The organism is Spirosoma agri, from assembly GCF_010747415.1.
Taxonomy (GTDB): Bacteria; Bacteroidota; Bacteroidia; order Cytophagales; family Spirosomataceae; genus Spirosoma; species Spirosoma agri.
The window spans coordinates 2,770,439-2,791,854 of sequence record NZ_JAAGNZ010000001.1; the positions used below are offsets into that span (position 1 = coordinate 2,770,439).

Sequence of the window (21,416 nt, forward strand, 5' to 3'; positions counted from 1 at the left end):
TCAGTTTTTATACCATTGGAAACTTAGGCCAAGGAAGTAGGAGCGACCGTAGCTGACGGGGGCTGCTCCGCCCGTACTGTGGGCACTACCCGTATCGGTTGACGTATTCGCCAGGCGGGTGATGTTGAGCAGATTTTTTACGCCCGTGGTCAGCGTCAGGTATTTTGCAATTGGTTTCGTGATGGTCAGGTCGGCCCAGTGAAACGCTGCGATCTCGGTCAGCGTAGCCGATACCTGATTGTCTGCCGTTACCGTTGCCAGGTAGCTTGGGCGTTTTCCCGAGTATTTGTAAAAAAGGCTTAGCTTGGTATCGAGCTTTCTGAGCGTGTACGTGAGGTTCGTATTGACTTCCGGCGACCACATAAAGGGTGATAACTTGCCCTCTGCATAGCGAACCGTATCGGTCTGGGTTAGCAGATTATTGTAGCGACCGATGTACGAGACGCCGACGGTAGCCTGAAGGTTTTTCCAGGCGAAGACGTTTTCCAGCGTGAAACCCGTGGTTTTGAATTTATCGACGTTGATGGTCATCGAAATGCGCGGGTCAGCTGGATCGATGCCGTAACTGATGAGGTTGTTGAAGACGTTGTAGAAAGCCCCAAGCGTGGATTTGAACGTTGGGCTTGCCTGCCAGGCTAGTGAGCCGTTCAGGCTGTTGGAGGTTTCGGCTTTCAGGTTTGGATTGCCACGAATCGAGTGGCTGGCATCGAAGAAATTGAAATACAGTTCGCGCAGTGCCGGTGAGCGAAAGCCACGGGCGTACGCCAGGCGCAGATCCAGGGTATTGGTAAGGGCAATCTTGGTGTTCAGGGAAGGAATGGCCGGTGGTGCATCGTAGACTGAGTTTTTGATGAAGCGCAGGCCCGGACGAATGCTGATACGGGCTGTTGGATTGATCGTTGACGAGACGAAAAACGCGTAGTCATTGATCGTGGGCGAACCCAGAATACGTGCGCCCGAAGAACCGTCCAGATTAATGTCGACGCCGGGCTGTAACGAAACCGCCGACGATACTTTGTACGAAGCTGTGGCCCGGTACGTCTGACTGGTGAATGTCGATACATCCTGCTCCCCCTCGCCCAATGTGAGGGTACGCCGTCCGGTGGGTATGTCCAGCAGAGTGGTTTGCGTACGGCGCTGGTAATCGGTGTAGGACGCTTGCCCGTTGAGCTGCAATCGCCCGCTCAGTTTCCAGTCGCCCTGTAGCTGGTGGACATAGCGGGTGGTTATGTATTTCTGGTCACGCGCCTGTTGCGTATTCACGTTTTCGGCTCCCTGACTCAGCAGACTTTCTTTCAACGCATCCAGCCGGTAGTATAGGTTTACCCTGTCGGTACGGTAGCCAACTTTGCCGTGGCCAAACAACTGATCTTTAGGTAGCCAGTCGTTCACGCGGCCCGTAGCCTGTCCCTGCCAGCCCCCGAAGGTATTGTTCGTTACGCCTGCCGATACGTTCCAGCCTTTGTTCTGCCAGGTAACGCCCACATTCTGGAGGTGAAGTCCCTGACTGGTCAACAGGTTGTAGTCTTTGTTAACGGTTTCTTCCTGAATCCGGGCACTGACACCAAGTCGTTCGGCACCCGGCTTTTTGGTGATGATGTTGATGACCCCCGCCAGCGCATCCGACCCGTAGGAAACCGACATAGGACCTTCGACAATCTCGATGCGTTCGATGCTGTTGACGTCGATCTGGTTCAGGCTTTCCCGCGTATCCCCCCGGTCAACCATCGGTAACCCATCTAACAGGATTTTTACGTTTCGCCCCGACATACCCATCAACTGAACATCGGTAGTGCCCAGCGTAAGGTCGCTGGAAAAGCGAAAGCCCAACTCATTGTTCAGTACACCGATTACGTTCACTGCCCCCCGTAGTCGGATGCGTTCGCTATTGATGACCCGCACGTTGTAGACCGATTTTTTGAGTGATTGCGGTTCGTACTGACCCGTTACGACAACTGCATTGAGTTGATTGTTTGCTGCTGTTAGCCGGGCTATAAATGGAGTAGCCTTCCCATTTTCGACCTGAACGATCTGCCGTGTTGGTTCGTAGCCCATCATCGAAATGTGTAGTTCGTGCTGGCCCGGTGTCAGGCCGGTTAGGGTAAAATGGCCTGTTCCATCGGCGGTTGTCCCTTTCTTCGTTCCGTTGACCCGCACCGTTGCAAAAGCACCTGCCGATCCATCGATGAGTAAAATTGTCCCCTCAACACTACCACCCGTCGTTTGCTGCGCCCGTAGCGTTGACGGATCAACTGACATAAGTAGGGTAAGTAGTGATATAAGGAGAAGCGTACACGTCTTTTTCATAGTCATTACGTCAGGAATGGAGTAACGCAAGCTGGTCGTTTGGTCAACCCGTCTCAATTGGTAAGAAAGTCGTTGACAGTCAATCAATCGTATGCTCAGCTGACCAACAAACTGATCATTGAAGCGGTCAAATTGAATACTATAATTTATTAAGACTTAATCTAAATAGACGCACAAATGTAGGAAAGCTTTCGCTACTGTCAATACTTATTTAGAATAAATAAAAATAGTATTGTGTTTCAGCCGATTATGGGTGGCTTTGGGATCACTGATTTTCAGAAGCAGCGATGGATCGAGAAATGGCTATTTCTAAGGGAATACGAGCTGATTCTCAGTACCGAATGGGTAAAGCCAATTCTTCCGTTCCTTTTGTGCAGAAACTCGTATCGGCTGTATGAAACATTTAGTAAAATTCCTGTTTGGTTGGGGCATCGTTGCTCTATGTGTCGTTTCGGCGACAGCCCAGAAAAATCCGGAAGATAAAGCGGGCTGGAAGCTGGGTGCTCAAGCCTATTCGTTTCGACTGTTCCCTTTTGTAGACGCGCTGCGAAAAATCGATAGTTGCGGACTGAAATACGTTGAAGCGTATCCGGGCCAGACAATCGGTGGCGGTATGGAGGGAAAGATGGATTTTCAGATGGATGCCTCCAGTCGCCAGGCCGTTAAAAAACTGATCAAGGACAAGGGCCTGACGGTCGTTGCATATGGCGTAGTCAGCCCAAAAACGGACGAGGAATGGAAAGCCTTGTTTGAGTTTGCCAAAGACATGGGCATTCTGAATATCAACTCCGAACCCACACCAGCGCAAATGCCGCTGGTCCGTAAACTGGCTGATCAGTACAAGATTAACGTTGCCCTGCATAACCATCCCAAGCCCTCGCGCTACTGGCATCCGGATACCGTTCTGGCGGCTATTGGCGGGAGTAAATACGTTGGCTCCTGCTCCGACATCGGGCACTGGGTACGTTCAGGACTTGATCCGGTCGAATGCCTGAAAAAACTGAATGGCCACGTGTTGGGGATGCACTTCAAAGATGTGAAGCGCGACACGCCCGATGGCAAATACCACGATGTGGTTTGGGGAACGGGGGACAGTCAAGTAGAAGCCGTTATTGCTGAACTGAAACGTCAGCGTTTCAAAGGGCCAATCTCGGCGGAGTATGAATACCATTGGGAAAATAACGGACCCGAAATTGCGGAGAGCGTCAGGAACTTCCGGGCTATTTATAATCGGGTGAAGGTGCAGTGAGAAACGGGCCGGAAACGCCGTACGGAGCCAGATACACGTCGGTTTCTTGCACCGCGCTTCCGGCCCGCTTAACTTCGCGGCACGTAATAAACTGAATCATGGCTCTCACAACACTTGTTAAAATATCCAACGTTACGAACCTTAGTGATGCCCGGTATTGCGCCGGCATGGGCGTCGACATGCTCGGCTTTTCGATGGATCCCGAATCGCCGGACTATGTTGAGCCGAAGAAATTTCTGGAAATAAAATCGTGGGTGGCTGGGGTACAGATTGTCGGAGAAACCACCGCCACCGATCCGGAACTGATCGAACAACTGCTCGAAACCTACCAGCCTGAATTCTTACAGGTAGACGAAGCGGCTCTGTTGCCTTACCTGAGCACCTTTGGCGGTTCACAGGGTGAGCTGCGGCTTATTTTACGCGTTGACCTGTCGCAGTTGACGCTCGATCAACTCAGCACGTTATTACACACGGGTGCCGCCGGGGCCGAATACGTTTTACTGGAGAGCAAAGGCCCGATCCATCTGGATGCTGATCTGAAGGCGGCTCTTCTTAAATTATCCGGTAAATACCCCGTTTTGCTTGGAACAGGCGTGTCCGCCGAAAACGTCCACGAGTTATTAGCTGAATTACCCGTTCGGGGTATTGCGCTCAGTGGCGGTGATGAAGAACGTCCGGGCAACAAGGAGTTCGGCGAGTTAATGGATATTCTGGAAGCTATCGAGGAAGAGTAAAGGTCGCTGTTCGTAAACAGTCAGCTATCGATAGCAGACGCACATAGCACAAGCGGATAGCGGCTGGCTGTTTATGGATAGCTATTTCTAGTGTTACCCGCTACTATGCATTACCTACTATCATTGAAAACACACTTCCATCAAACTGCGCGTCCATTCTTCCAATTCTGATTTCGCGCATCCGGCTTCGTTATTAGGTTTACATCGGTTTTAACAACGAGCCGGCGTTCCGGTAAAAGCCATGAACAAGCGATTAGAACGAATTTCAGACCAGGCCCAGATAGGGGGCGTATGTGCTGGTATAGCCGATTATTTTGGCATCGATCGTGCCGTAGTCCGGCTCGTTTTTGTACTTGGAATTTTTATTCCGCACTTCCCCGCGCTGATCATTTACTGTATCTTGTGGGTCGCGCTGCCAGAGCGCCGATTCGGCGGATCATTGTCTCAATCAACCATCTATGCAAACCCCGTTTTTTCTATGAGTCCTTACAATCCCAACCAACCCGCATCACCCGACCGTAGCGTTATCGGCGGGGCCGTTCTGATTCTACTCGGCGTTCTGTTCCTGCTGGATCGCTATTTCGATATTGATTTTGGCGATCTGTGGCCGTTCGTACTCATCGCCATCGGGTTGTGGCTTATTTTCCGGGATCGCATCAAGACGCCTTACGACCCCAATAACAACAACACGAACAACCCTTTATAATACGGCTGTATGGTGTAAGATAGATGCTGTAGCTGGTAATTTTCCGAACACAGTATACGTCTTACACCATACCCAAACTAACGTCTGACATGCAACGAAGAAACGGATTATTCTGGGGCATTTTTCTGCTCACATTTGGTGTGCTGTTTCTGGCCCGCCGAGCCGGATGGCTAGATGTGGATTGGCATTCGCTGGTGAATTTGTGGCCGGTACTCCTGATTCTGGCGGGCATTAACCTGATTCTCGAACGGCGTGGTAATCCGGCTGCCTTTGTCACAACGATCATACTGGCCGTGGCTGTACCGACCACATTGTTCGGATTCTTCGCCCACGATCGCGACCGGGATGGATTTGGCATCCATTGGAACAATCATGACGAGGATGACAATGACGATGAAAACAATGAGGATGACAATAATGACGATAACGGTAACGACGACGACACGGATAATGAAGATGCGTATCGGTCCGAACGGGAAAATCGTCGATCGGATAAAATACAGACGAATACGTTTACGGAGTCGATGACCGACGATACCCGCGAGGCTGTGCTCAAACTGGCGGGTGGTGCTGGCCGGTTCATCATCAGTGAGCCGACGTCAGAACTGATCAAGGCTGATACCAAACAGAACATTGGTAGTTACTCGATGTCAGTCGACCGCGACGAAACGACGCACGTGCCGACGATCGAATTAAAGCCCAAGGAGGAAAACCACAATTTTGATCTGAAAGACGGTAAGTTTGAAAACCGTGTGGACATCCACCTCAACGAAAAACCAGTTTGGTCGATGGATATTGCTCTCGGTGCCGGTCAGGGCGATCTGGATTTGAGCGCTTATGCTGTGAAGAGTTTGAAACTCGCTGTAGGAGCCGCTGATCTTGACCTTAAACTAGGCGCAAAGGCGGGTATGTCAGACGTGAAACTGGATGTGGGTGCCGCTTCGATGACCGTCCATGTTCCGAAAGAAGTAGGCTGCCGCATTAAGAAAGACGGCGCTCTGAACGTAGAACGGCTGGAGGAATTTACGGATGTTGGCGGTGGTGAATTTGTAAGCCCCGGTTACGATGCAGCCAAAAAGAAAATGACGATTCGTTTCGACGGGGGTATCTCCAGCTTCAAAGTAGTTCGGTACTAAAGTTTGAACCGCCGGATAGCCCGGCGGTTCATCGTCAATTCTGGTTGTTCAACCGATTAAGCAACATCTTATTAAACGTTTGCTCGGTTTTGTATAACTCGGTCAGTTGGGCCGGACTAATCACTTTCAGAAACCGACTCATGTACTCGTCGTCAAGATCGGCGAGTTTTTGTTTGGTTGAATTCATTTCGCGAAGGCCGTTAACCAGCTGATTATCGTTGAGATTGCTCCGCGAGGGCTCGTTGCTGATCTGCCGGATGCGCCGGTTCAGTTCCTGCTTTTTACCGTTGTATTCGTTGTAAACAGCCCAGAACTGGGGGGCCTGATCTGTTGTCAGATTCAGCCGATTGGTAATCATACCAATTTTCGCTGCTTCAATTTTCTGGCGTCCATTTGGGTCGTTTTGCGCCAGGGTGATGTGGGTTGTCATCACGAAAGCTACTAACCAACCAATCCATGCGTGTCTCATCGTGGTAAAATTAACCATTCGTTAAAGTCAGGAGCCGAGGCCCGGTGATTCCATTACATTTTGCTCGTCAATGTGCTGCTGAATATCGGCGGGTTTCACATTCAGGTATTGAATGGCCGTCGTATCGCTGCCCAGCGACGAATGAACCTGCTGACCGTCAGCCAATTCATAGGGATCTATGCCTTGTTCATCCAGGTAGGAGGCAATCATTTCGTTGCTAACACCCGTCAGGGCTTCACTACCAATAGACTCCTGCCGTTGTGGTATTGTTTTCCAGACCAGCACCGCGATAAGGCTGGCACCGGCCAGCGACGTTACCGTTCGCTGCCAGGACCAGCTAATGCTGAACGCTGGTTTCGCTTTCCGGGCCACACGAGCCTGTACTCGGGAGGGCAGCTGATCGAAGTAGCCATCCGGAGCCTGAAACGGCTGTTGCCGAAGCGGATGCTCAGGGGGAAGTTCGTCAAGCCTGAAGTTGTTCATGTCGTTCATTGTCGTTCAGTGTACAAGTTACACAATTGCTGTATATACGATTTGACAAGCTACGCGAGCCGGGGTTTAATCGGATGTATCGGATTTGTCGAGATAATCTTCGATTTTTTTTACGGCCAGGTGGTAGGAGGCTTTTAGGGCACCAACTGACGTTCCCGTGATGTCTGCAATCTCCTCATACTTCATGTCATCGAAGTATTTCATGTTGAAAACCAGTCGCTGCTTATCCGGTAACTTCAGGAGGGCTTTCTGCAACTTCAGTTGTATTTCTTCCCCGCTTAGCTCGTTGCCTGACGTAACAAAATCCGAGTTGCTCTCCAGCTTCTCCATCAATTCGCCTTCAACATCCCCGATCGGTAGAAAAAAACGGCGACGTTTTTTGTTCAGAAAATTGAGGCACTCGTTGGTCGCAATGCGGTATATCCAGGTGTATAACTGACTATCACCCCGAAACTGTTCCAGGCTGTTCCATACTTTAATAAACGTTTCCTGCACCAAATCATCGGCGTCATCGTGATCAATGACCATCTTCCGGATATGCCAATATATTTTCTGCTGATACTGGCGCACCAACAGATTAAAAGCATAATTCCGGGTCGACGGATCGCGGTATTTAGCGAGGAGTTCTGCGTCAGTCATTGGTTATAAGGAGCGGGGAGTAAGGGGTAAGATGTAAGGAGTGCTGGTATCAGCTTGCTGGGCAAAGCAGACCTACTCCTCAGTTCTTACATCTCGCTCCTCACTTCTTTATTTTCGTGCCATTACTTTTTTCACCTGCTCAACAATTTTGTCGGCGGTAAGGCCATATTTTTGCATCAGCTGATCGGGTGTACCACTCTCGCCAAACGTATCGTGGACGCCAATGTATTCCAGGGGAGCCGGGTGATGTTGGGCCAATACATGCGCAACGCTATCGCCCAGACCACCACTGATCATGTGCTCTTCTGCCGATACGGCGCAGCCTGTTTTCTTCACCGATGCCAGAATCGCTTCTTCGTCTAACGGCTTAATCGTGTGAATATTGATGATGTCGGCTTCAATGCCTTCCTCGGCCAGCATCTCACCGGCTTTGATAGCCTCCCAAACCAGATGACCTGTGCAGAAAATCGACACGTCAGATCCTTCGTTAACGGTCCACGCTTTACCAATTTCAAACGTCTGGTCGGCGGGCGTAAAGACCGGAATGACGGGCCGTCCGAAGCGCAGGTAAACCGGACCAACGTGGTCGGCAATGGCAAGGGTAGCGGCTTTCGTCTGATTGTAATCGCAGGGGTTGATGACGGTCATGTTGGGTAGCATCTTCATCATACCCAGATCTTCCAGAATCTGGTGGGTTGCCCCGTCTTCGCCCAGCGTAACACCCGCGTGCGATGCGCAGATTTTGACGTTTTTGTTCGAGTAAGCAACCGACTGCCGAATCTGGTCATAAACCCGTCCGGTGGCAAAATTGGCGAATGTCGTCGCAAAGGGAATATGGCCACCGATGGTCAGGCCCGCCGACACGCCGATCATGTTAGCCTCCGCGATACCGCACTGAACGAACCGTTCGGGAAATTCTTTGATAAATGCGTCGAGTTTTAGCGACCCGGCCAGATCAGCCGTTAGGGCGACAACATTCGGATGGGTCTTGCCAAGTTCGGCGATACCCGCGCCAAAACCGGAGCGAGTGTCTTTCTTTTCGGTATACTCGTATTTTTTCATAGTCTCTATTAATTCGCCGAAGCGAGGGTTTGCAATTTAGTGAGAAAATAGTGGGCACTCGGGCAATTTGGGTGCGCAGCTGCCCGCTCGATGGAGAATCCTTTCCCAAGCATTAGATTTGTGAATTTCTTTTTATCATCGATCCCCCTTCCTCTGTGCTGGATATACAAAGATTTGAGAGTCTCAGCAGGATTCAAATCTTGTTCAGGATAATGAAAGAAAAAGTCCGATCTAAATAAGGTTGAAAGTGTCTCGGAGTCAGCTAGAAACCAAGTTTCGAGCATACGAACAGCAACGAAGACTTTGATGTCATCTGCGTAAATCGTCTGTGTTTTGACTGATGTTATACAAGGCTCATGTTCTTGGTCTCGTAAAATGATTATCCATTCTGCTCCCTGATTGCGAAGGATTTGTGCGTAACTCTCCGTAGAGGGACGGTTTAAGTTGTCTTTACCTTTCGCGTTAATGATCTCATCGACTAACTCCAGATTATTTGCTTGGAGAAATTCGAAAAACATTTCTGAGCTTAGAAGCATCTTTTCACAGTCACCTTCAACAATAAACCCTATTTTTACCACGGCAAGCCCCCTCCTAAAGCTCCTGCTAGCCAAGCCTGATCTGTTGGCAAATCATAAATGTTACGCCCTTTGATCTGCCGCGTTTTTGTAGCCCCATTTTGTTTGTTTACCAGAATAATCTCGTCGGTTGTTAGATGGCGAACTACAGCCTCAGAGTGGGTATTCAGCCAAATAAAATGTCCTTTGCTTTTGCATTCCTGTCGAAAAAAATTGACTAAAGTTTCTAAAACCTGAGGATGTAAGCCGTTTTCTGGTTCTTCAATACAGAGAAATTGCGGTTCATCGCTTTGGTAAACAGCGGTTAGCAGGGCGAGAATATTTTTTGTGCCGTCAGAAAGAAGCTCTTTTGGAAAAGGCTTTTCAAAAGTTTTTTCATACCAGAGCAACGTTTCTTTTCCATCGAACGGGTTTGAAGATACTTCAACCGATTTAAAGCCAGGGATGAATAATTCCAACCATTCAAATACCTCATCTTTAAAAAGGGGGTTGTCAAGTACTCGCTTCAAAACTTTCTCGAGATTGTCAGCCGATAGAGTCAATTGTAAGTCAGAAGAATAATTTAGCTTTTGTTTGCTATTCTGGTTAATGAATAAATGGACAAAGTTGGCTAAGAGTTGATTATTTTCTTGCCGTACATTAATTGGATCTTCTTCTCCCCAACGAGTACCCACAACAGTATATTCTGGTTGGCCTGTGAGGCCGGTACGCTGGACAAGATGGTGAACAGATGAGCTATTTAACTTGACTTCAACTTGGACAGCGTTTAAACTACTCCGCCGATTTAGAAAGTAATCTTTACCCCCAAATAAGCTTTCAACTGTACCTCTATTCGTCTTAACTGCCAAATTAAAAAACTCCAGAGCCTCGAAAATATTCGATTTGCCCGACCCGTTAGGGCCGACAAAGACCGTGAACGGATTCGGCTCAACAAGCTCGATCCGTTCAATGGATTTGAAATTTTCGATGACTAAGCGGTTGATTTTCATAAGTAGCTGTAGAGACGCAATCCCTTGCCGGTCCTCCGGTGCCTGAGCGTCAGCAATACCATCCTGCCAAGAGACGCAAGGGGTTGCGTCTCTACATAGACTGAATCAATAATCCGAAAAGCCTACAGAAAGCGGTAACTGATTGAGCGCCTGGGTCAATTGTTCGGCATTGGGCGCGACACCATGCCATTTATAGCTGCCAACCATGTAGTCAACGCCAAAACCCATTTCGGTATGCATCAGAATCAACGTTGGTACGTCGGGGTTCTCCTGCGACTTTTTGAGTGTCCTGATCACATCGGCCATGTCGTTACCCTGCATTTCATCGACGTGCCAGCCGAAAGCTTTGTATTTCGCGGCTAAATCGCGGTTGCTGTTAACGAAATCGGTCTTCCCATCGATCTGAGCAAGGTTATAATCAATGACGGCGGTCAGATTACCTAGCTTTTTGTTTGGCGCAAACTGGGCTGCTTCCCAAACCTGCCCTTCCTGTTGCTCGCCATCGCCCATCAGCACATATACTTGGTTCGTGTCACCATTGAGCTTTTTGGAGTATGCGGCCCCGGCGGCTACCGACAGACCCTGTCCCAGCGAGCCCGACGCAATCCGGATACCCGGCAGGTGTTCAGCAGTTGTTGGGTGCCCTTGTAACCGGCTTTCCAGCTTCCGGAATGTCGATAGTTCATCAACCGGAAAATAGCCAGCCCGCGCCAGTACAGAATAAAAAACGGGGGAGATGTGCCCGTTTGACAGGAAGAAAATATCTTCATCGCGGCCATCCATATCGAAAATCGGCGTGCCATTGGCGTCCTTTTTCAAGTTCATGATGTCGAAATAAAGCGCAACTAGGAAATCAGTACAGCCCAGCGACCCGCCGGGGTGGCCAGAATTGACGGCTGCTACCATGCGGACGATGTCGCGCCGAACGGCGGTGGCGATGTGTTCGAGTTTTTCGAGTTCCATGTGTATTGCGGGTGAAAACCCACTTTTGACAGTAACGAATTAAGGGGCTTGCACCCAAGTTAGACTACCTTAAAATTTGACCGGCGTGGTTTTTCGTATCCACTTTACCGATAATGTCGGTAATAATACCACTTTCATCAATCAGAAACGTTGTTCGGACAGTACCCATGTATGTGCGGCCATACATGGATTTTTCTTTCCAGACATCATACGCTTCGACAACGGCCTTGTTCGTATCGGCGACGAGCGCAAAGGGAAGATCGTATTTTTTGATGAATTTCTGATGCGATTTCGTATCATCGATGCTGATTCCCAGTACCTCATACCCCTGGGTGCGTAGGCTGGCATAATTGTCGCGCAGACTACAGGCCTGGGCGGTACAGCCCGTTGTGTCGTCTTTCGGGTAAAAATAAAGAACCACTTTTTTGCCCCGGTAGTCGGAAAGTTTAATTGGCTGTCCGTTCTGGTCAGTGCTCGTAAAATCGGGGGCAGGATCGCCGATGTTCAGGCTCATGATCGTTTAGGTTTGTCGGTTATGGTTTGTAAAAAGGCTGAATTGACCTGATCGACAACTCACAAACTCAGGTAGGTTTATCGTTTACGCCGACGTTTTGGGGCGGTCGTAGCCTTACGCTTTACCGCTGGCCGGGGCTCCGCAATACTAATGCTGTCTGACCCGATGTTGCCAGCGCGGTCTTTTACCTGAACCAAAATCTCGTCACCCAGTTCGAACGGTTCGTTCGGATCAAGTTGATCCGACCAAAGCAGCGCCCGCTTGTAGTCATACTGCATCAATAACCACTCGCCATTGACCAACGCCCGAAAGTCGGCAATGCCGGATAAATCATCCCGAATTCGAACGGTTATTCCCTTCGGCGTGGCCGATAGAATGTCAACCGTGGGTGGATTGGAATCGGTCAATAATTGAAACCGGCCCAGTGAACGGGTTTTGAATTCAATTCGCCCCTTGTTCCAGGTGCCACCCAGAAAACTTTCATGACCACCACTTGTCCAATAGGCTTTTGTACGCATGGTATCAATTGCAATCGGGTAGTTCGGAACGTACTGAATCGTCAGCATATCGTTGAGCGGAATAGTAGACTGGTTGATTTCCAGACCTCCACCCGGCAACGGCCGCATGGCGAGATGTAAGGTATCGAACAACGTTTTGGGGCTGAATTCCAATCGGGTCTTCCCATCGACAATAACTTCCTTTCGTCCGGGTATGACCCGTTTCTTGAAATTCGTTCGCACCACGCCACGACCGAACTGAATCGAGTCGGGCAGCGTCTTCCGCAAATCTATAAGATAAACGGCTTGGTTGTTACGAACGTAGCTGGGCGCCTGTTCGGTTACCGTGCGACCAGTATGAAGTTTGGCTACCGGAGGATTACTGGCTTGTATATTTTTGACCGTCAACTTGAGCACGTTTTCGTCCGTTGTAATGGTCGCCGTAGGCTCGCCACTGACCTCGCTGGTCGTGTCCGAAGCGGGACGAATAGCCAGCGAATCCGTTCGTGCCGCACTGGCTGCTGGTGTTTCAGGCAGGATTGTGAACGTGAGCTGAGCTGCATGATCATAGGCGTCGTACAGCGTAAGCGTAACTTCGTGCGGTCGACCATCCAGCAGCGGTAAGCGTCCCTTATAGGCGGCATTGCTTTGCAACTTGTACAAGTTCAGTCGGTTACCATCGGCGATGTAGCCCCGGTGGTAGCGCTGACCGCTCATCTGTTCCACTTCGTAATTCTCGTGGATATTCATGAATCGCGTGTACTCGTTAGGAAAGCTATTCATGTTATAGGCAAATACCTCACGGCCATCGAGTTTTATTTCCAGACAACTGATGCCATTGCGGTACGGCGAACCACTGGTCTTGTCATACCCCAGCACCTCCAGCCCGACCAGACCCGATGCGGTGATGGGTTGCGAAAGCGTATACGTCCCATCGGACCGGCGAACGGGCGCATAGCTGACGCGCTGGTATTCGCCATTGATGCGCGAGGTAGGCGTCATGGTTTTCAGCGCGACCCGCTCAAAATAGGGGGGGACATCATCTTTAAGCTCGGAAAACCCATAAAGCAGCGGATTGATCAGGTTGTCTTTGGCATCGCGCACTTCGAAGTGCAGATGAGGCCCGCCTGAGCCGCCCGTGTTGCCGGAAGCCGCAATCACATCGCCCTGCTTGACCGGAAATTGTCCCGGTGCTGGTCGCAAATCGATCTCAAAGGTCTTTCTGGCGTATTGCTGTTCGCGAAGGTAGGTGCCGAGCGTGTCCTTAAGGGCTTTAAGATGTCCATAGACCGTTGTCAGCCCGTTCGGATGACGGATGAATACTACGTTACCATACCCGCCTGTAAATACCGCAATTCGGGAAATGTAGCCATCGGCAGCCGCATGAACGTCCAGCCCTTCCCGTCCGCCCGTTCGAATGTCCAGGCCAGCGTGAAAGTGGTTGGCCCGTAAATCGCCCAGACCACCCGACAGCGAGTTGGCTGCTCCCGGCATGATCGGAAACATAAAATAACCCGTCGGCGCAACGGGTGGCGTTGCCCGGCGGCTGGTTAATGCGGTTGTACTCTGTGGCGTTTCCGATGAATCCAAACCAGCCTGACCAAAAGCCAGTCCGGTGCTGATCACCATCGCCATAAAACTATAAATACGTACTCGTTTCAAATCAGAAATGGCAAAAACTTTTTACGTCTCTTGGGGGCTGATAACCCAGTGCAGCTTGTTTACGGGCCCGGTGGATTTCAGCAGAACACGAAAAGTCATTTATTTAACATCAATCTCCAGAAGCTTCTTGTCCTCGATATAAGCCGTCAACCGGTCACCAAGTTGTACCGGACCAACCCCTTTTGGCGTTCCCGTGAAAATAATGTCGCCCTGTTGCAACAGAAAATAGTGCGACACAAACGAGATAAGGTAGTCGATTTTGAATAGCATCAGGCTGGTGTTGCCCAATTGCCGGGTTTCGCCGTTGAGATCCAGTCGGAAGTTCAGGTTCTGCAAATCCGGGAAATCGGATTTAGGAACGAAAGGCGAAATAGGAGCGGAGCCGTTGAATCCTTTTGCCAGTTCCCAGGGTAGTCCTTTGGCCTTTAGCCGACTCTGTACATCACGAGCGGTAAAGTCGATACCAATACCAATTTCGTCGTAGTATTTATGCGCAAACTTCTCTTCGATATTCTTACCGACCCGATTGATTTTTACCAGAATCTCAACTTCATAGTGAACATCCTGCGAGAACTCGGGATAGAAAAACGGTTCATTTTTGAGCGGAACAGCGGTTTCAGGCTTTAAGAAAATGACCGGATCTTCGGGCTGTTCGTTATTCAGTTCTTTGATGTGATCGGCGTAATTTCGGCCAACGCAAATGATTTTCATAGTGAGTAGCACGGATAGACTATCCGCTATTTTCTAAGAGGAGCGAACAGGCTGTCCCCGTTGCTTAAACTATTCTGAATGCTACAAATCTAAGGACTAATGAGGGGTAGACCGCACCCCTCCGTAAATATTTGAACAAATCAGACCCCTTCTGCGTCATATACCGTCAGAAGACTAGTTTAAGACCATTCATAAAAAAAACGCACAAAAATGAAAAAAATCATAATCATGATGTTCTCACTCGCTTTCGCTGTAACCGCTTGTGAGAAAGTACCCCTTACCGGACGAAAGCAATTGATTTTGGTGCCCAACAATGACATGCTTTCCATGAGCTTTACGCAGTACAAACAATTTCTGGATACGAGTAGAGTTGTCAGCAACAGCGGTGATGCCGCTATGGTAAGCCGGGTTGGTGACCGGATTCGTCAGGCGGTTGAAAGCTACATGAACAGTAACGGTTACGGCAAACGCCTGGAGGGGTTTAAATGGGAGTACCACTTGGTACAAAGCAATCAGGTTAACGCCTGGTGTATGCCTGGTGGCAAAATCGTTGTGTACTCTGGAATTTTACCGTATACACAAAATGAAGCTGGTTTAGCCACTGTACTCGGCCACGAAGTGTCGCATGCCATTGCCGAGCATGGGAACGAGCGAATGAGTGAAGGGCTGGTTGCGAACGGCTTGCTACAGGCAGGTCAGGTAGCTACAGGGATTGCCACTTCATCGAAAAGCCCGCAAACTCAAGCGCTATTTCAGCAGGCTATAGGGACCGGTGGTCCACTAATGTACCAATATTTTGGGGCACTTCCCCATAGTCGTAAACAGGAATCAGAAGCCGATCACCTTGGCTTGATCTTTATGGCAATGGCTGGTTATGATCCCGCTGAAGCTATTTCGTTCTGGCAACGGATGGCGAAGGCAGGTGGTGGCAAAGCGCCAGCCGAATTTCTGTCCGATCACCCATCCGATGCGCGCCGGATTGCTGATCTGCAAAAATTACTTCCCGATGCCAAGAAATACTACAACGGATCGCGTCGTACTAGCTAAATGAGTTATATAAACGAAAAAGCCGGACGTGAATCCGGCTTTTTCGTTTATTATCCCCAGAATTTTCCTGATGGGATGTGAGTCACGCGAAATTCTACAACGCTTCTACGACCTGACGTACTTTTTCAGCGGCTTCTTTCAGCAATACGGCCGACTGAACTTTCAAGCCCGATTCATCGATAATTTTTGCGCCTTCTTCGGCATTGGTGCCCTGTAGGCGAACAATGATTGGTACGGGAATGTCGCCAATCGCTTTGTAGGCTTCTACAACACCTGTGGCCACGCGGTCGCAGCGGACGATACCACCGAAGATGTTGATCAAAATGGCTTTTACGTTCGGATCTTTCAGAATAATCCGGAAACCAGCTTCAACGGTTTTTGCGTTCGCTCCACCCCCAACATCAAGGAAGTTGGCCGGTTCACCACCCGATAGTTTGATGATATCCATCGTTGCCATTGCCAACCCCGCTCCGTTGACCATACAGCCCACGTTACCATCGAGTTTGACGTAGTTCAAATCGCTGGCTGAGGCTTCCACTTCGAGCGGATCTTCTTCGGCCAGATCACGCATCGATTTCAGTTCAGGATGACGATAGAGGGCATTGTCGTCCAGGTTAACCTTTGCATCAACGGCCAGAATTTTGTTATCCGACGTTTTCAGCACCGGGTTGATCTCGAACATGGAGGCATCCGTCTCGACATAGGCTTTGTAGAGCGACGTAACGAATTTCACCATTTCTTTGAAGGCTTCCCCTTCCAGACCTAATCCGAAGGCAACCTTACGCGCCTGGAACGGCTGTAGACCTACGGCCGGATCAATCCACTCTTTTACAATTTTTTCGGGCGTATTCTCCGCGACTTCTTCAATGTCCATACCGCCTTCCGTACTGGCCATAATGACATTGCAGGCTTTGCTACGGTCGAGCAGGATGCTGATGTACATTTCCTTCGGCTCTGATGCACCCGGATAGAAAACATCCTGCGCTACCAGCACTTTGTTGACTTTTTTGCCTTCTGGGCCGGTCTGGTGGGTTACGAGTACATTGCCAATAAGGTTTTTAACAATATCGCGTACTTCATCCGCCGATTTCGCCAGGGCTACACCCCGTTGTTCAGTACCAACGATCTTGCCCTTGCCGCGACCACCTGCGTGAATCTGCGATTTAACGACAACGAACTTTGAGCCGGACTGCGCCATAATCTGTTTGGCGGCTTCAACGGCTTTCTCAGGCGACTCGGCCACGATGCCTTCCTGAATCCGGACACCGTACTTTTTCAGAATTTCTTTACCCTGATACTCGTGTATATTCATGGCAACTGCAACAAGGAGAATTGAAAATCGTATTTTTGTGCGGCAAGTTAACAGGAAATGAAGAGTGAAGCCTATTTCCTCCTCATTTTTCACGCTTCATTCTTTACTCTTCATAATGCCCGCGCTGCTTCAAACCTCCGACATTCGCCGAAATTACGGCAATTTACCTGTTCTGAAAGGAATTAATCTGACAATCGAACCGGGCGAGATTGTCTCCATCGTCGGCGCATCCGGGGCCGGCAAAACAACGTTGCTGCAAATCCTGGGTACACTGGATCGGCCAGACGCTGGCGAACTGCACATTGCCGGGCAGAATGTGTTCACATTGACCGACCGTCAATTGGCTCAGTTTCGAAACGAGCGGATTGGCTTCGTTTTTCAGTTCAACAACCTACTGCCCGAGTTCACAGCCCTCGAAAACGTGTGTCTACCGGGTTTTATTTCGGGAAAAGAGGAGGACGAGGTTCGGGAACGGGCTAAGTCCCTACTGACGACATTAGGGCTCCAGAGCCGTCTGAATCATTTACCGTCACAAATGTCGGGTGGTGAACAACAGCGAACGGCAGTAGCGCGGGCGCTGATCAATAAACCGGCCATCGTATTTGCTGATGAACCAAGTGGCAACCTTGATTCGCGGAACGCCGAAGAACTTCACCAGCTGTTCTTTCAACTGCGTGATGAACTCGGTCAGACGTTCATTATCGTAACACACAACGAGACACTAGCTTCTCTGGCCGACCGAACGGTCATCATTCGAGATGGGTTGATCTCCAGTTAGCCTTTGATGACCAGGAAACTGGACAAAGGACAGCTACAGGTCACACATAAGTATATCTACTTACCTTAAAACTGTCGCATGTCACTAAGTAATTGATTAGTAAGTGTTTAAAAATACATAAAAAAATTATTTTACGAAAAAGAATGATTATTTTTCATTTTTGTTTTATAATTGTGTCGAAAAGAAAAGTTTTTCATAACGTTGAGTAAATCAGAAAGCCAAGAGAGTGTCTCGCTTGGCTTTTTTGTTTGTATACTACAGAGCTGATCTAAGCTCTTCAGAGTTATAAGCAGGCACCCGCTCTGCTGTAAGCCCGGCAACCTATCTAATTTTTTCGTGTTACAATGCAGCCATGATCTATCAGGTCTAGTGTTTCGCATCATTCTGAAGCCCCCAAGCCAAACCACCGATTCATCAATCAGAGCTTATCCATACATGTACGTGTTGCTAACCCCAACTCAATAAACGGACAGCTATCAAGAAATAAAAATGCCCCCAGTCGAAAGACTGGGGGCATTTTTATTTAAGTTCCACAGGGGATGCGATTACATCATGCCGCCCATGCCGCCACCGCCGTGCATACCTGCACCGCCACCGGCTGGAGCTTCTTCTGGCTCGTCAGCAATAACACACTCCGTTGTCAGCAACAGACCCGCGATCGAAGCCGCGTTTTCCAATGCCAGACGGGTTACTTTCTTAGGATCGATAACACCGGCTGCAAACAGATCTTCGAATGTATCGTTCTTTGCGTTATAGCCGAAACCACCCTGACCATCCTTCACTTTGTTCACGATAACTGAACCTTCGCCACCGGCGTTAGCTACGATCGTGCGCAATGGTGATTCGAGAGCCACACGGATGATGTTAACACCCGTTTTTTCGTCTTCGTTGATGGCGTTGATCGAATCCAGTGACGAGATAGCGCGGATCAACGCGATACCACCACCGGTTACGATTCCTTCTTCAACCGCAGCGCGGGTTGCATGCAGGGCATCGTCAACACGATCTTTCTTTTCTTTCATTTCTACTTCAGTAGCAGCACCGATGTAGAGAATAGCCACACCACCCGACAGTTTAGCCAGACGCTCCTGCAATTTCTCGCGATCGTAGTCTGACGTCGTATTTTCGATTTGGGCTTTGATTTGGTTTACGCGACCCGTGATATTGTCTTTCTCACCAACACCATTGACAATAGTTGTATTGTCTTTGTCGATCAGGATTTTTTCAGCCTGACCCAGGTATTCGATCGATGCGTTCTCCAGTTTGAAACCGCGCTCTTCGCTGATCACTTGGCCACCTGTCAGGATAGCAATGTCTTCCAGCATCGCTTTCCGACGATCACCGAAACCAGGTGCTTTGACAGCGGCTACTTTCAGGGCACCACGAATTTTGTTGACAACCAGCGTAGCCAGGGCCTCACCATCTACATCTTCAGCGATGATCAACAGCGGACGGCCTGTTTGCGCAACTTGCTCCAGTACCGGCAACAGTTCTTTCATCGATGACACTTTCTTTTCCGAGATCAGGATGAACGGACGCTCCAGTTCAACTTCCATTTTCTCAGTGTTCGTCACGAAGTAAGGAGACAGGTAACCCCGGTCGAACTGCATACCTTCAACGGTTTTAACTTCCGTTTCAGTACCGCGCGCTTCTTCAACCGTGATGACACCTTCTTTGCCCACTTTCTTCATGGCTTCAGCGATCATCGTACCGATTTCTTCGTCGTGGTTAGCCGAGATGGTCGCAACCTGTTCGATTTTACCGAAATCGTCACCGATCGTCTGCGCCTGTTCAGCAAGGTTCTTGACAACAGCAACAACCGCTTTCTCAATACCACGCTTCAGATCCATTGGGTTAGCACCAGCGGCCACGTTTTTCGCACCGATCGAGTAGATCGCCTGTGCCAACACCGTAGCTGTCGTTGTACCGTCACCCGCTGAATCAGCGGTTTTCGAGGCAACTTCTTTTACCAACTGAGCACCCATGTTTTCCATGGCGTCCTTCAGTTCAATTTCTTTAGCTACCGTCACACCATCTTTGGTGATCACGGGAGAGCCGAATTTTTTATCAAGAATTACGTTCCGGCCTTTAGGACCCAGCGTAACTTTTACAGCGTCGGCCAGAGTGTCAACACCCTTTTTGATACGCTCACGGGCTTCGGTATCGAAGAAAATTTTCTTAGCCATTGTGATTAAAATCGTTTTGGATTACAAAAAACGTTGCTTAGACAAGATCCGTGATTCGGACTGTCGAACGCTTATAATTAAAGAATTGCGAAAATGTCGGATTCGCGCATGATCAGGTACTCTTTGCTGTCAACGGTGATTTCTGTACCAGCATATTTGCCATACAGAACCGTATCGCCCACCTGAACCGTTAGGGGCTCATCTTTCTTGCCTGCACCAACGGCTACGACCGTACCGCGCTGTGGTTTTTCCTTTGCCGTGTCAGGAATGATGATCCCGAACGAGGTTTTTTCTTCGGCCGGTGCTGCTTCTACCAGTACGCGGTCTGCCAGCGGTTTCACGTTCACTTTAACGCTTTCCGTTTCTGCTACCATGATAATGAGTTGATTAAGGTTATTAACTAGTTGTGCAATGCGTTGCACGTCGTTCACCGAGTGCCAATTTTTGTGCCAATCCTGATAGACTGTCAAATTTTCAGGCTTTTCACTGACAGACTGCCATTCTCTGCTTTATTTATAATTCATTCTCATATAACTGCCATAGGGCAAACAGAATTTGGTTTTCTGTGTTCTACTCGTTATTTTGAGCAACCAATCTGTCAGCTAACGTGTGTTTGTGAGTCTATGAAAAAATTACAATCTGACTGGTTTACGCAAAATTGGCTCGATGCCGAGTACCAGAAATATGTCTTGATGGCATATTTACAAGCTGTCCGGCAAAACTTCACTGAAAACAGACTATGCCCCGATTTACCCGATTTACGCGACCATTATGAAACTGGGGTTCGCTTTTCGAGGGGCAAAGGTACGTTAAATGCTGCGTTTCCCAAGCGAGCGGACCGAGTTACCGGACCACCACCCCGAATCGAATACAAATCCGAGGTGACGGATGATGAGTTCATGACAGAACTGGACACGATCATGAACTTTGCCCTGCCGCGTTTCCAGGCTACCCTGACAGAAGGGCAGCAACGATGGGCTGACATAACGAAGTCGCTGACTCTCTCACCGGTTGGTTTGATGCCCCTGCGACCGGAAGAAGGCTACTTACTGATTCATACCACCAATCAGGCAGAAACGCAGATCTATCGTTTTCGCCTGACACTCTACTCAGAGCAAGAGCCCGGTGGCCGGTTAGTCCGGCTTCAGTTTGTGGAGGCCGTGCAGAAGAGTCTTGTCAATACGGTCGAGAATATAAAACTTGATCTAATCCGGCGGCATCGCAATCTGCCCAATCCAGCCACATTCATGCTGGAAAGCCAGCGAACGTATCCCGTTCAGGAAACACTGCTGCCCATTGCCCGGCAGATGCTGGTGCAGGCAGTGGCCTGAACTAAAAAAGACCCCGATTTATGTCGGGGTCTTTTTTGTGAAATTTAGTGACAGCAG

Annotated in this window: 21 protein-coding genes; 7 read left to right on the plus strand and 14 right to left on the minus strand. The window is 49.3% G+C overall.

Annotated elements, in window-relative coordinates:
• Window positions 1-2,259 carry a TonB-dependent receptor gene (locus tag GK091_RS11460; protein ID WP_164037605.1) on the minus strand — a complete coding sequence of 753 codons (2,259 nt, stop codon included), beginning with the start codon at window positions 2,257-2,259 and terminating at the stop codon, window positions 1-3.
• 442 nt (window positions 2,260-2,701) lie between these two features.
• Here GK091_RS11460 and GK091_RS11465 point away from each other — a divergent pair, with 442 nt between their 5' ends.
• From GK091_RS11465 to GK091_RS11480, 4 genes are all read left to right on the plus strand, one after another.
• The gene (locus GK091_RS11465) at window positions 2,702-3,556 is read left to right on the plus strand and encodes a sugar phosphate isomerase/epimerase family protein (RefSeq protein ID WP_164037609.1); all 855 of its coding nucleotides are present in this window, start codon (window positions 2,702-2,704) and stop codon (window positions 3,554-3,556) included.
• A gap of 98 nt (window positions 3,557-3,654) precedes the next feature.
• A complete protein-coding gene (gene trpF, locus GK091_RS11470) occupies window positions 3,655-4,290 on the plus strand; it encodes a phosphoribosylanthranilate isomerase (protein ID WP_164037614.1) in 636 nt (211 codons plus the stop codon).
• A 241-nt stretch (window positions 4,291-4,531) separates the two neighbouring features.
• A complete protein-coding gene (locus tag GK091_RS11475; RefSeq protein WP_164037617.1) occupies window positions 4,532-4,996 on the plus strand; it encodes a PspC domain-containing protein in 465 nt (154 codons plus the stop codon).
• A gap of 89 nt (window positions 4,997-5,085) precedes the next feature.
• On the plus strand, window positions 5,086-6,132 hold the full coding sequence (locus GK091_RS11480; RefSeq protein ID WP_164037620.1) for a LiaI-LiaF-like domain-containing protein: 1,047 nt from the start codon (window positions 5,086-5,088) through the stop codon (window positions 6,130-6,132).
• Between the two features lie 34 nt (window positions 6,133-6,166).
• Here the strand turns inward: GK091_RS11480 and GK091_RS11485 are convergent, their stop codons facing one another.
• The 10 genes from GK091_RS11485 to GK091_RS11530 all read right to left on the minus strand — a co-directional run bounded on the left by GK091_RS11485 (window position 6,167) and on the right by GK091_RS11530 (window position 14,705).
• Window positions 6,167-6,619, minus strand: coding sequence for a hypothetical protein (locus GK091_RS11485; protein WP_164037622.1), 453 nt, complete (start codon window positions 6,617-6,619; stop codon window positions 6,167-6,169).
• Window positions 6,620-6,628: 9 nt separating this feature from the next.
• Window positions 6,629-7,093 (minus strand): hypothetical protein, encoded by a 465-nt coding sequence (locus GK091_RS11490; protein WP_164037626.1) that lies wholly within the window; start codon window positions 7,091-7,093, stop codon window positions 6,629-6,631.
• A 66-nt stretch (window positions 7,094-7,159) separates the two neighbouring features.
• Window positions 7,160-7,732, minus strand: coding sequence for an RNA polymerase sigma factor (locus tag GK091_RS11495; RefSeq protein WP_164037631.1), 573 nt, complete (start codon window positions 7,730-7,732; stop codon window positions 7,160-7,162).
• A gap of 108 nt (window positions 7,733-7,840) precedes the next feature.
• Complete coding sequence (locus tag GK091_RS11500; protein ID WP_164037635.1) at window positions 7,841-8,794, minus strand: transketolase family protein; 954 nt, start codon at window positions 8,792-8,794, stop codon at window positions 7,841-7,843.
• Between the two features lie 8 nt (window positions 8,795-8,802).
• Window positions 8,803-9,372 carry a DUF4276 family protein gene (locus tag GK091_RS11505; protein WP_164037642.1) on the minus strand — a complete coding sequence of 190 codons (570 nt, stop codon included), beginning with the start codon at window positions 9,370-9,372 and terminating at the stop codon, window positions 8,803-8,805.
• Window positions 9,366-10,358, minus strand: a complete 993-nt coding sequence (locus tag GK091_RS11510) for an AAA family ATPase (protein WP_164037647.1) — start codon at window positions 10,356-10,358, stop codon at window positions 9,366-9,368. The genes GK091_RS11505 and GK091_RS11510 overlap by 7 nt, the downstream gene beginning before the upstream one ends.
• A 105-nt stretch (window positions 10,359-10,463) precedes the next feature.
• Window positions 10,464-11,321 carry a transketolase gene (locus tag GK091_RS11515; RefSeq protein ID WP_164037650.1) on the minus strand — a complete coding sequence of 286 codons (858 nt, stop codon included), beginning with the start codon at window positions 11,319-11,321 and terminating at the stop codon, window positions 10,464-10,466.
• Between the two features lie 64 nt (window positions 11,322-11,385).
• The gene (gene bcp, locus GK091_RS11520) at window positions 11,386-11,835 is read right to left on the minus strand and encodes a thioredoxin-dependent thiol peroxidase (protein ID WP_164037653.1); all 450 of its coding nucleotides are present in this window, start codon (window positions 11,833-11,835) and stop codon (window positions 11,386-11,388) included.
• Window positions 11,836-11,912: 77 nt separating this feature from the next.
• On the minus strand, window positions 11,913-13,838 hold the full coding sequence (locus GK091_RS11525; RefSeq protein WP_164040741.1) for a M23 family metallopeptidase: 1,926 nt from the start codon (window positions 13,836-13,838) through the stop codon (window positions 11,913-11,915).
• A gap of 255 nt (window positions 13,839-14,093) precedes the next feature.
• A complete protein-coding gene (locus GK091_RS11530) occupies window positions 14,094-14,705 on the minus strand; it encodes a fumarylacetoacetate hydrolase family protein (RefSeq protein ID WP_164037655.1) in 612 nt (203 codons plus the stop codon).
• 210 nt (window positions 14,706-14,915) lie between these two features.
• Between GK091_RS11530 and GK091_RS11535 the strand changes: the two genes are divergently transcribed.
• Window positions 14,916-15,752, plus strand: coding sequence for a M48 family metallopeptidase (locus tag GK091_RS11535; protein WP_164037658.1), 837 nt, complete (start codon window positions 14,916-14,918; stop codon window positions 15,750-15,752).
• 94 nt (window positions 15,753-15,846) lie between these two features.
• Here GK091_RS11535 and sucC read toward each other — a convergent pair whose 3' ends face one another.
• On the minus strand, window positions 15,847-17,064 hold the full coding sequence (gene sucC / locus GK091_RS11540; RefSeq protein ID WP_164037661.1) for an ADP-forming succinate--CoA ligase subunit beta: 1,218 nt from the start codon (window positions 17,062-17,064) through the stop codon (window positions 15,847-15,849).
• Window positions 17,065-17,179: 115 nt separating this feature from the next.
• Between sucC and GK091_RS11545 the strand changes: the two genes are divergently transcribed.
• Window positions 17,180-17,842, plus strand: coding sequence for an ABC transporter ATP-binding protein (locus GK091_RS11545; protein WP_164037664.1), 663 nt, complete (start codon window positions 17,180-17,182; stop codon window positions 17,840-17,842).
• 545 nt (window positions 17,843-18,387) lie between these two features.
• Here the strand turns inward: GK091_RS11545 and groL are convergent.
• Window positions 18,388-20,028, minus strand: coding sequence for a chaperonin GroEL (groL, locus tag GK091_RS11550; protein ID WP_164037667.1), 1,641 nt, complete (start codon window positions 20,026-20,028; stop codon window positions 18,388-18,390).
• Window positions 20,029-20,105: 77 nt separating this feature from the next.
• The gene (locus GK091_RS11555; protein WP_018620347.1) at window positions 20,106-20,402 is read right to left on the minus strand and encodes a co-chaperone GroES; all 297 of its coding nucleotides are present in this window, start codon (window positions 20,400-20,402) and stop codon (window positions 20,106-20,108) included.
• A 249-nt stretch (window positions 20,403-20,651) separates the two neighbouring features.
• On the opposite strand from GK091_RS11555, the gene GK091_RS11560 reads away from it, so the two are divergent.
• Window positions 20,652-21,359 carry a hypothetical protein gene (locus tag GK091_RS11560; protein WP_164037671.1) on the plus strand — a complete coding sequence of 236 codons (708 nt, stop codon included), beginning with the start codon at window positions 20,652-20,654 and terminating at the stop codon, window positions 21,357-21,359.
• The last annotated feature ends 57 nt before the right edge of the window (window positions 21,360-21,416 follow it).

Bases quoted from the DNA above. Each gene is read 5' to 3' on its own strand.
- GK091_RS11460 (WP_164037605.1), bottom strand. From the start codon at position 2,259: ATGTCAGTTGATCCGTCAACGCTACGGGCGCAGCAAACGACGGGTGGT.
- GK091_RS11465 (WP_164037609.1), top strand. From the start codon at position 2,702: ATGAAACATTTAGTAAAATTCCTGTTTGGTTGGGGCATCGTTGCTCTA.
- trpF (WP_164037614.1), top strand. From the start codon at position 3,655: ATGGCTCTCACAACACTTGTTAAAATATCCAACGTTACGAACCTTAGT.
- GK091_RS11475 (WP_164037617.1), top strand. From the start codon at position 4,532: ATGAACAAGCGATTAGAACGAATTTCAGACCAGGCCCAGATAGGGGGC.
- GK091_RS11480 (WP_164037620.1), top strand. From the start codon at position 5,086: ATGCAACGAAGAAACGGATTATTCTGGGGCATTTTTCTGCTCACATTT.
- GK091_RS11485 (WP_164037622.1), bottom strand. From the start codon at position 6,619: ATGGTTAATTTTACCACGATGAGACACGCATGGATTGGTTGGTTAGTA.
- GK091_RS11490 (WP_164037626.1), bottom strand. From the start codon at position 7,093: ATGAACGACATGAACAACTTCAGGCTTGACGAACTTCCCCCTGAGCAT.
- GK091_RS11495 (WP_164037631.1), bottom strand. From the start codon at position 7,732: ATGACTGACGCAGAACTCCTCGCTAAATACCGCGATCCGTCGACCCGG.
- GK091_RS11500 (WP_164037635.1), bottom strand. From the start codon at position 8,794: ATGAAAAAATACGAGTATACCGAAAAGAAAGACACTCGCTCCGGTTTT.
- GK091_RS11510 (WP_164037647.1), bottom strand. From the start codon at position 10,358: ATGAAAATCAACCGCTTAGTCATCGAAAATTTCAAATCCATTGAACGG.
- GK091_RS11515 (WP_164037650.1), bottom strand. From the start codon at position 11,321: ATGGAACTCGAAAAACTCGAACACATCGCCACCGCCGTTCGGCGCGAC.
- bcp (WP_164037653.1), bottom strand. From the start codon at position 11,835: ATGAGCCTGAACATCGGCGATCCTGCCCCCGATTTTACGAGCACTGAC.
- GK091_RS11525 (WP_164040741.1), bottom strand. From the start codon at position 13,838: ATGTTTCCGATCATGCCGGGAGCAGCCAACTCGCTGTCGGGTGGTCTG.
- GK091_RS11530 (WP_164037655.1), bottom strand. From the start codon at position 14,705: ATGAAAATCATTTGCGTTGGCCGAAATTACGCCGATCACATCAAAGAA.
- GK091_RS11535 (WP_164037658.1), top strand. From the start codon at position 14,916: ATGAAAAAAATCATAATCATGATGTTCTCACTCGCTTTCGCTGTAACC.
- sucC (WP_164037661.1), bottom strand. From the start codon at position 17,064: ATGAATATACACGAGTATCAGGGTAAAGAAATTCTGAAAAAGTACGGT.
- GK091_RS11545 (WP_164037664.1), top strand. From the start codon at position 17,180: ATGCCCGCGCTGCTTCAAACCTCCGACATTCGCCGAAATTACGGCAAT.
- groL (WP_164037667.1), bottom strand. From the start codon at position 20,028: ATGGCTAAGAAAATTTTCTTCGATACCGAAGCCCGTGAGCGTATCAAA.
- GK091_RS11555 (WP_018620347.1), bottom strand. From the start codon at position 20,402: ATGGTAGCAGAAACGGAAAGCGTTAAAGTGAACGTGAAACCGCTGGCA.
- GK091_RS11560 (WP_164037671.1), top strand. From the start codon at position 20,652: ATGAAAAAATTACAATCTGACTGGTTTACGCAAAATTGGCTCGATGCC.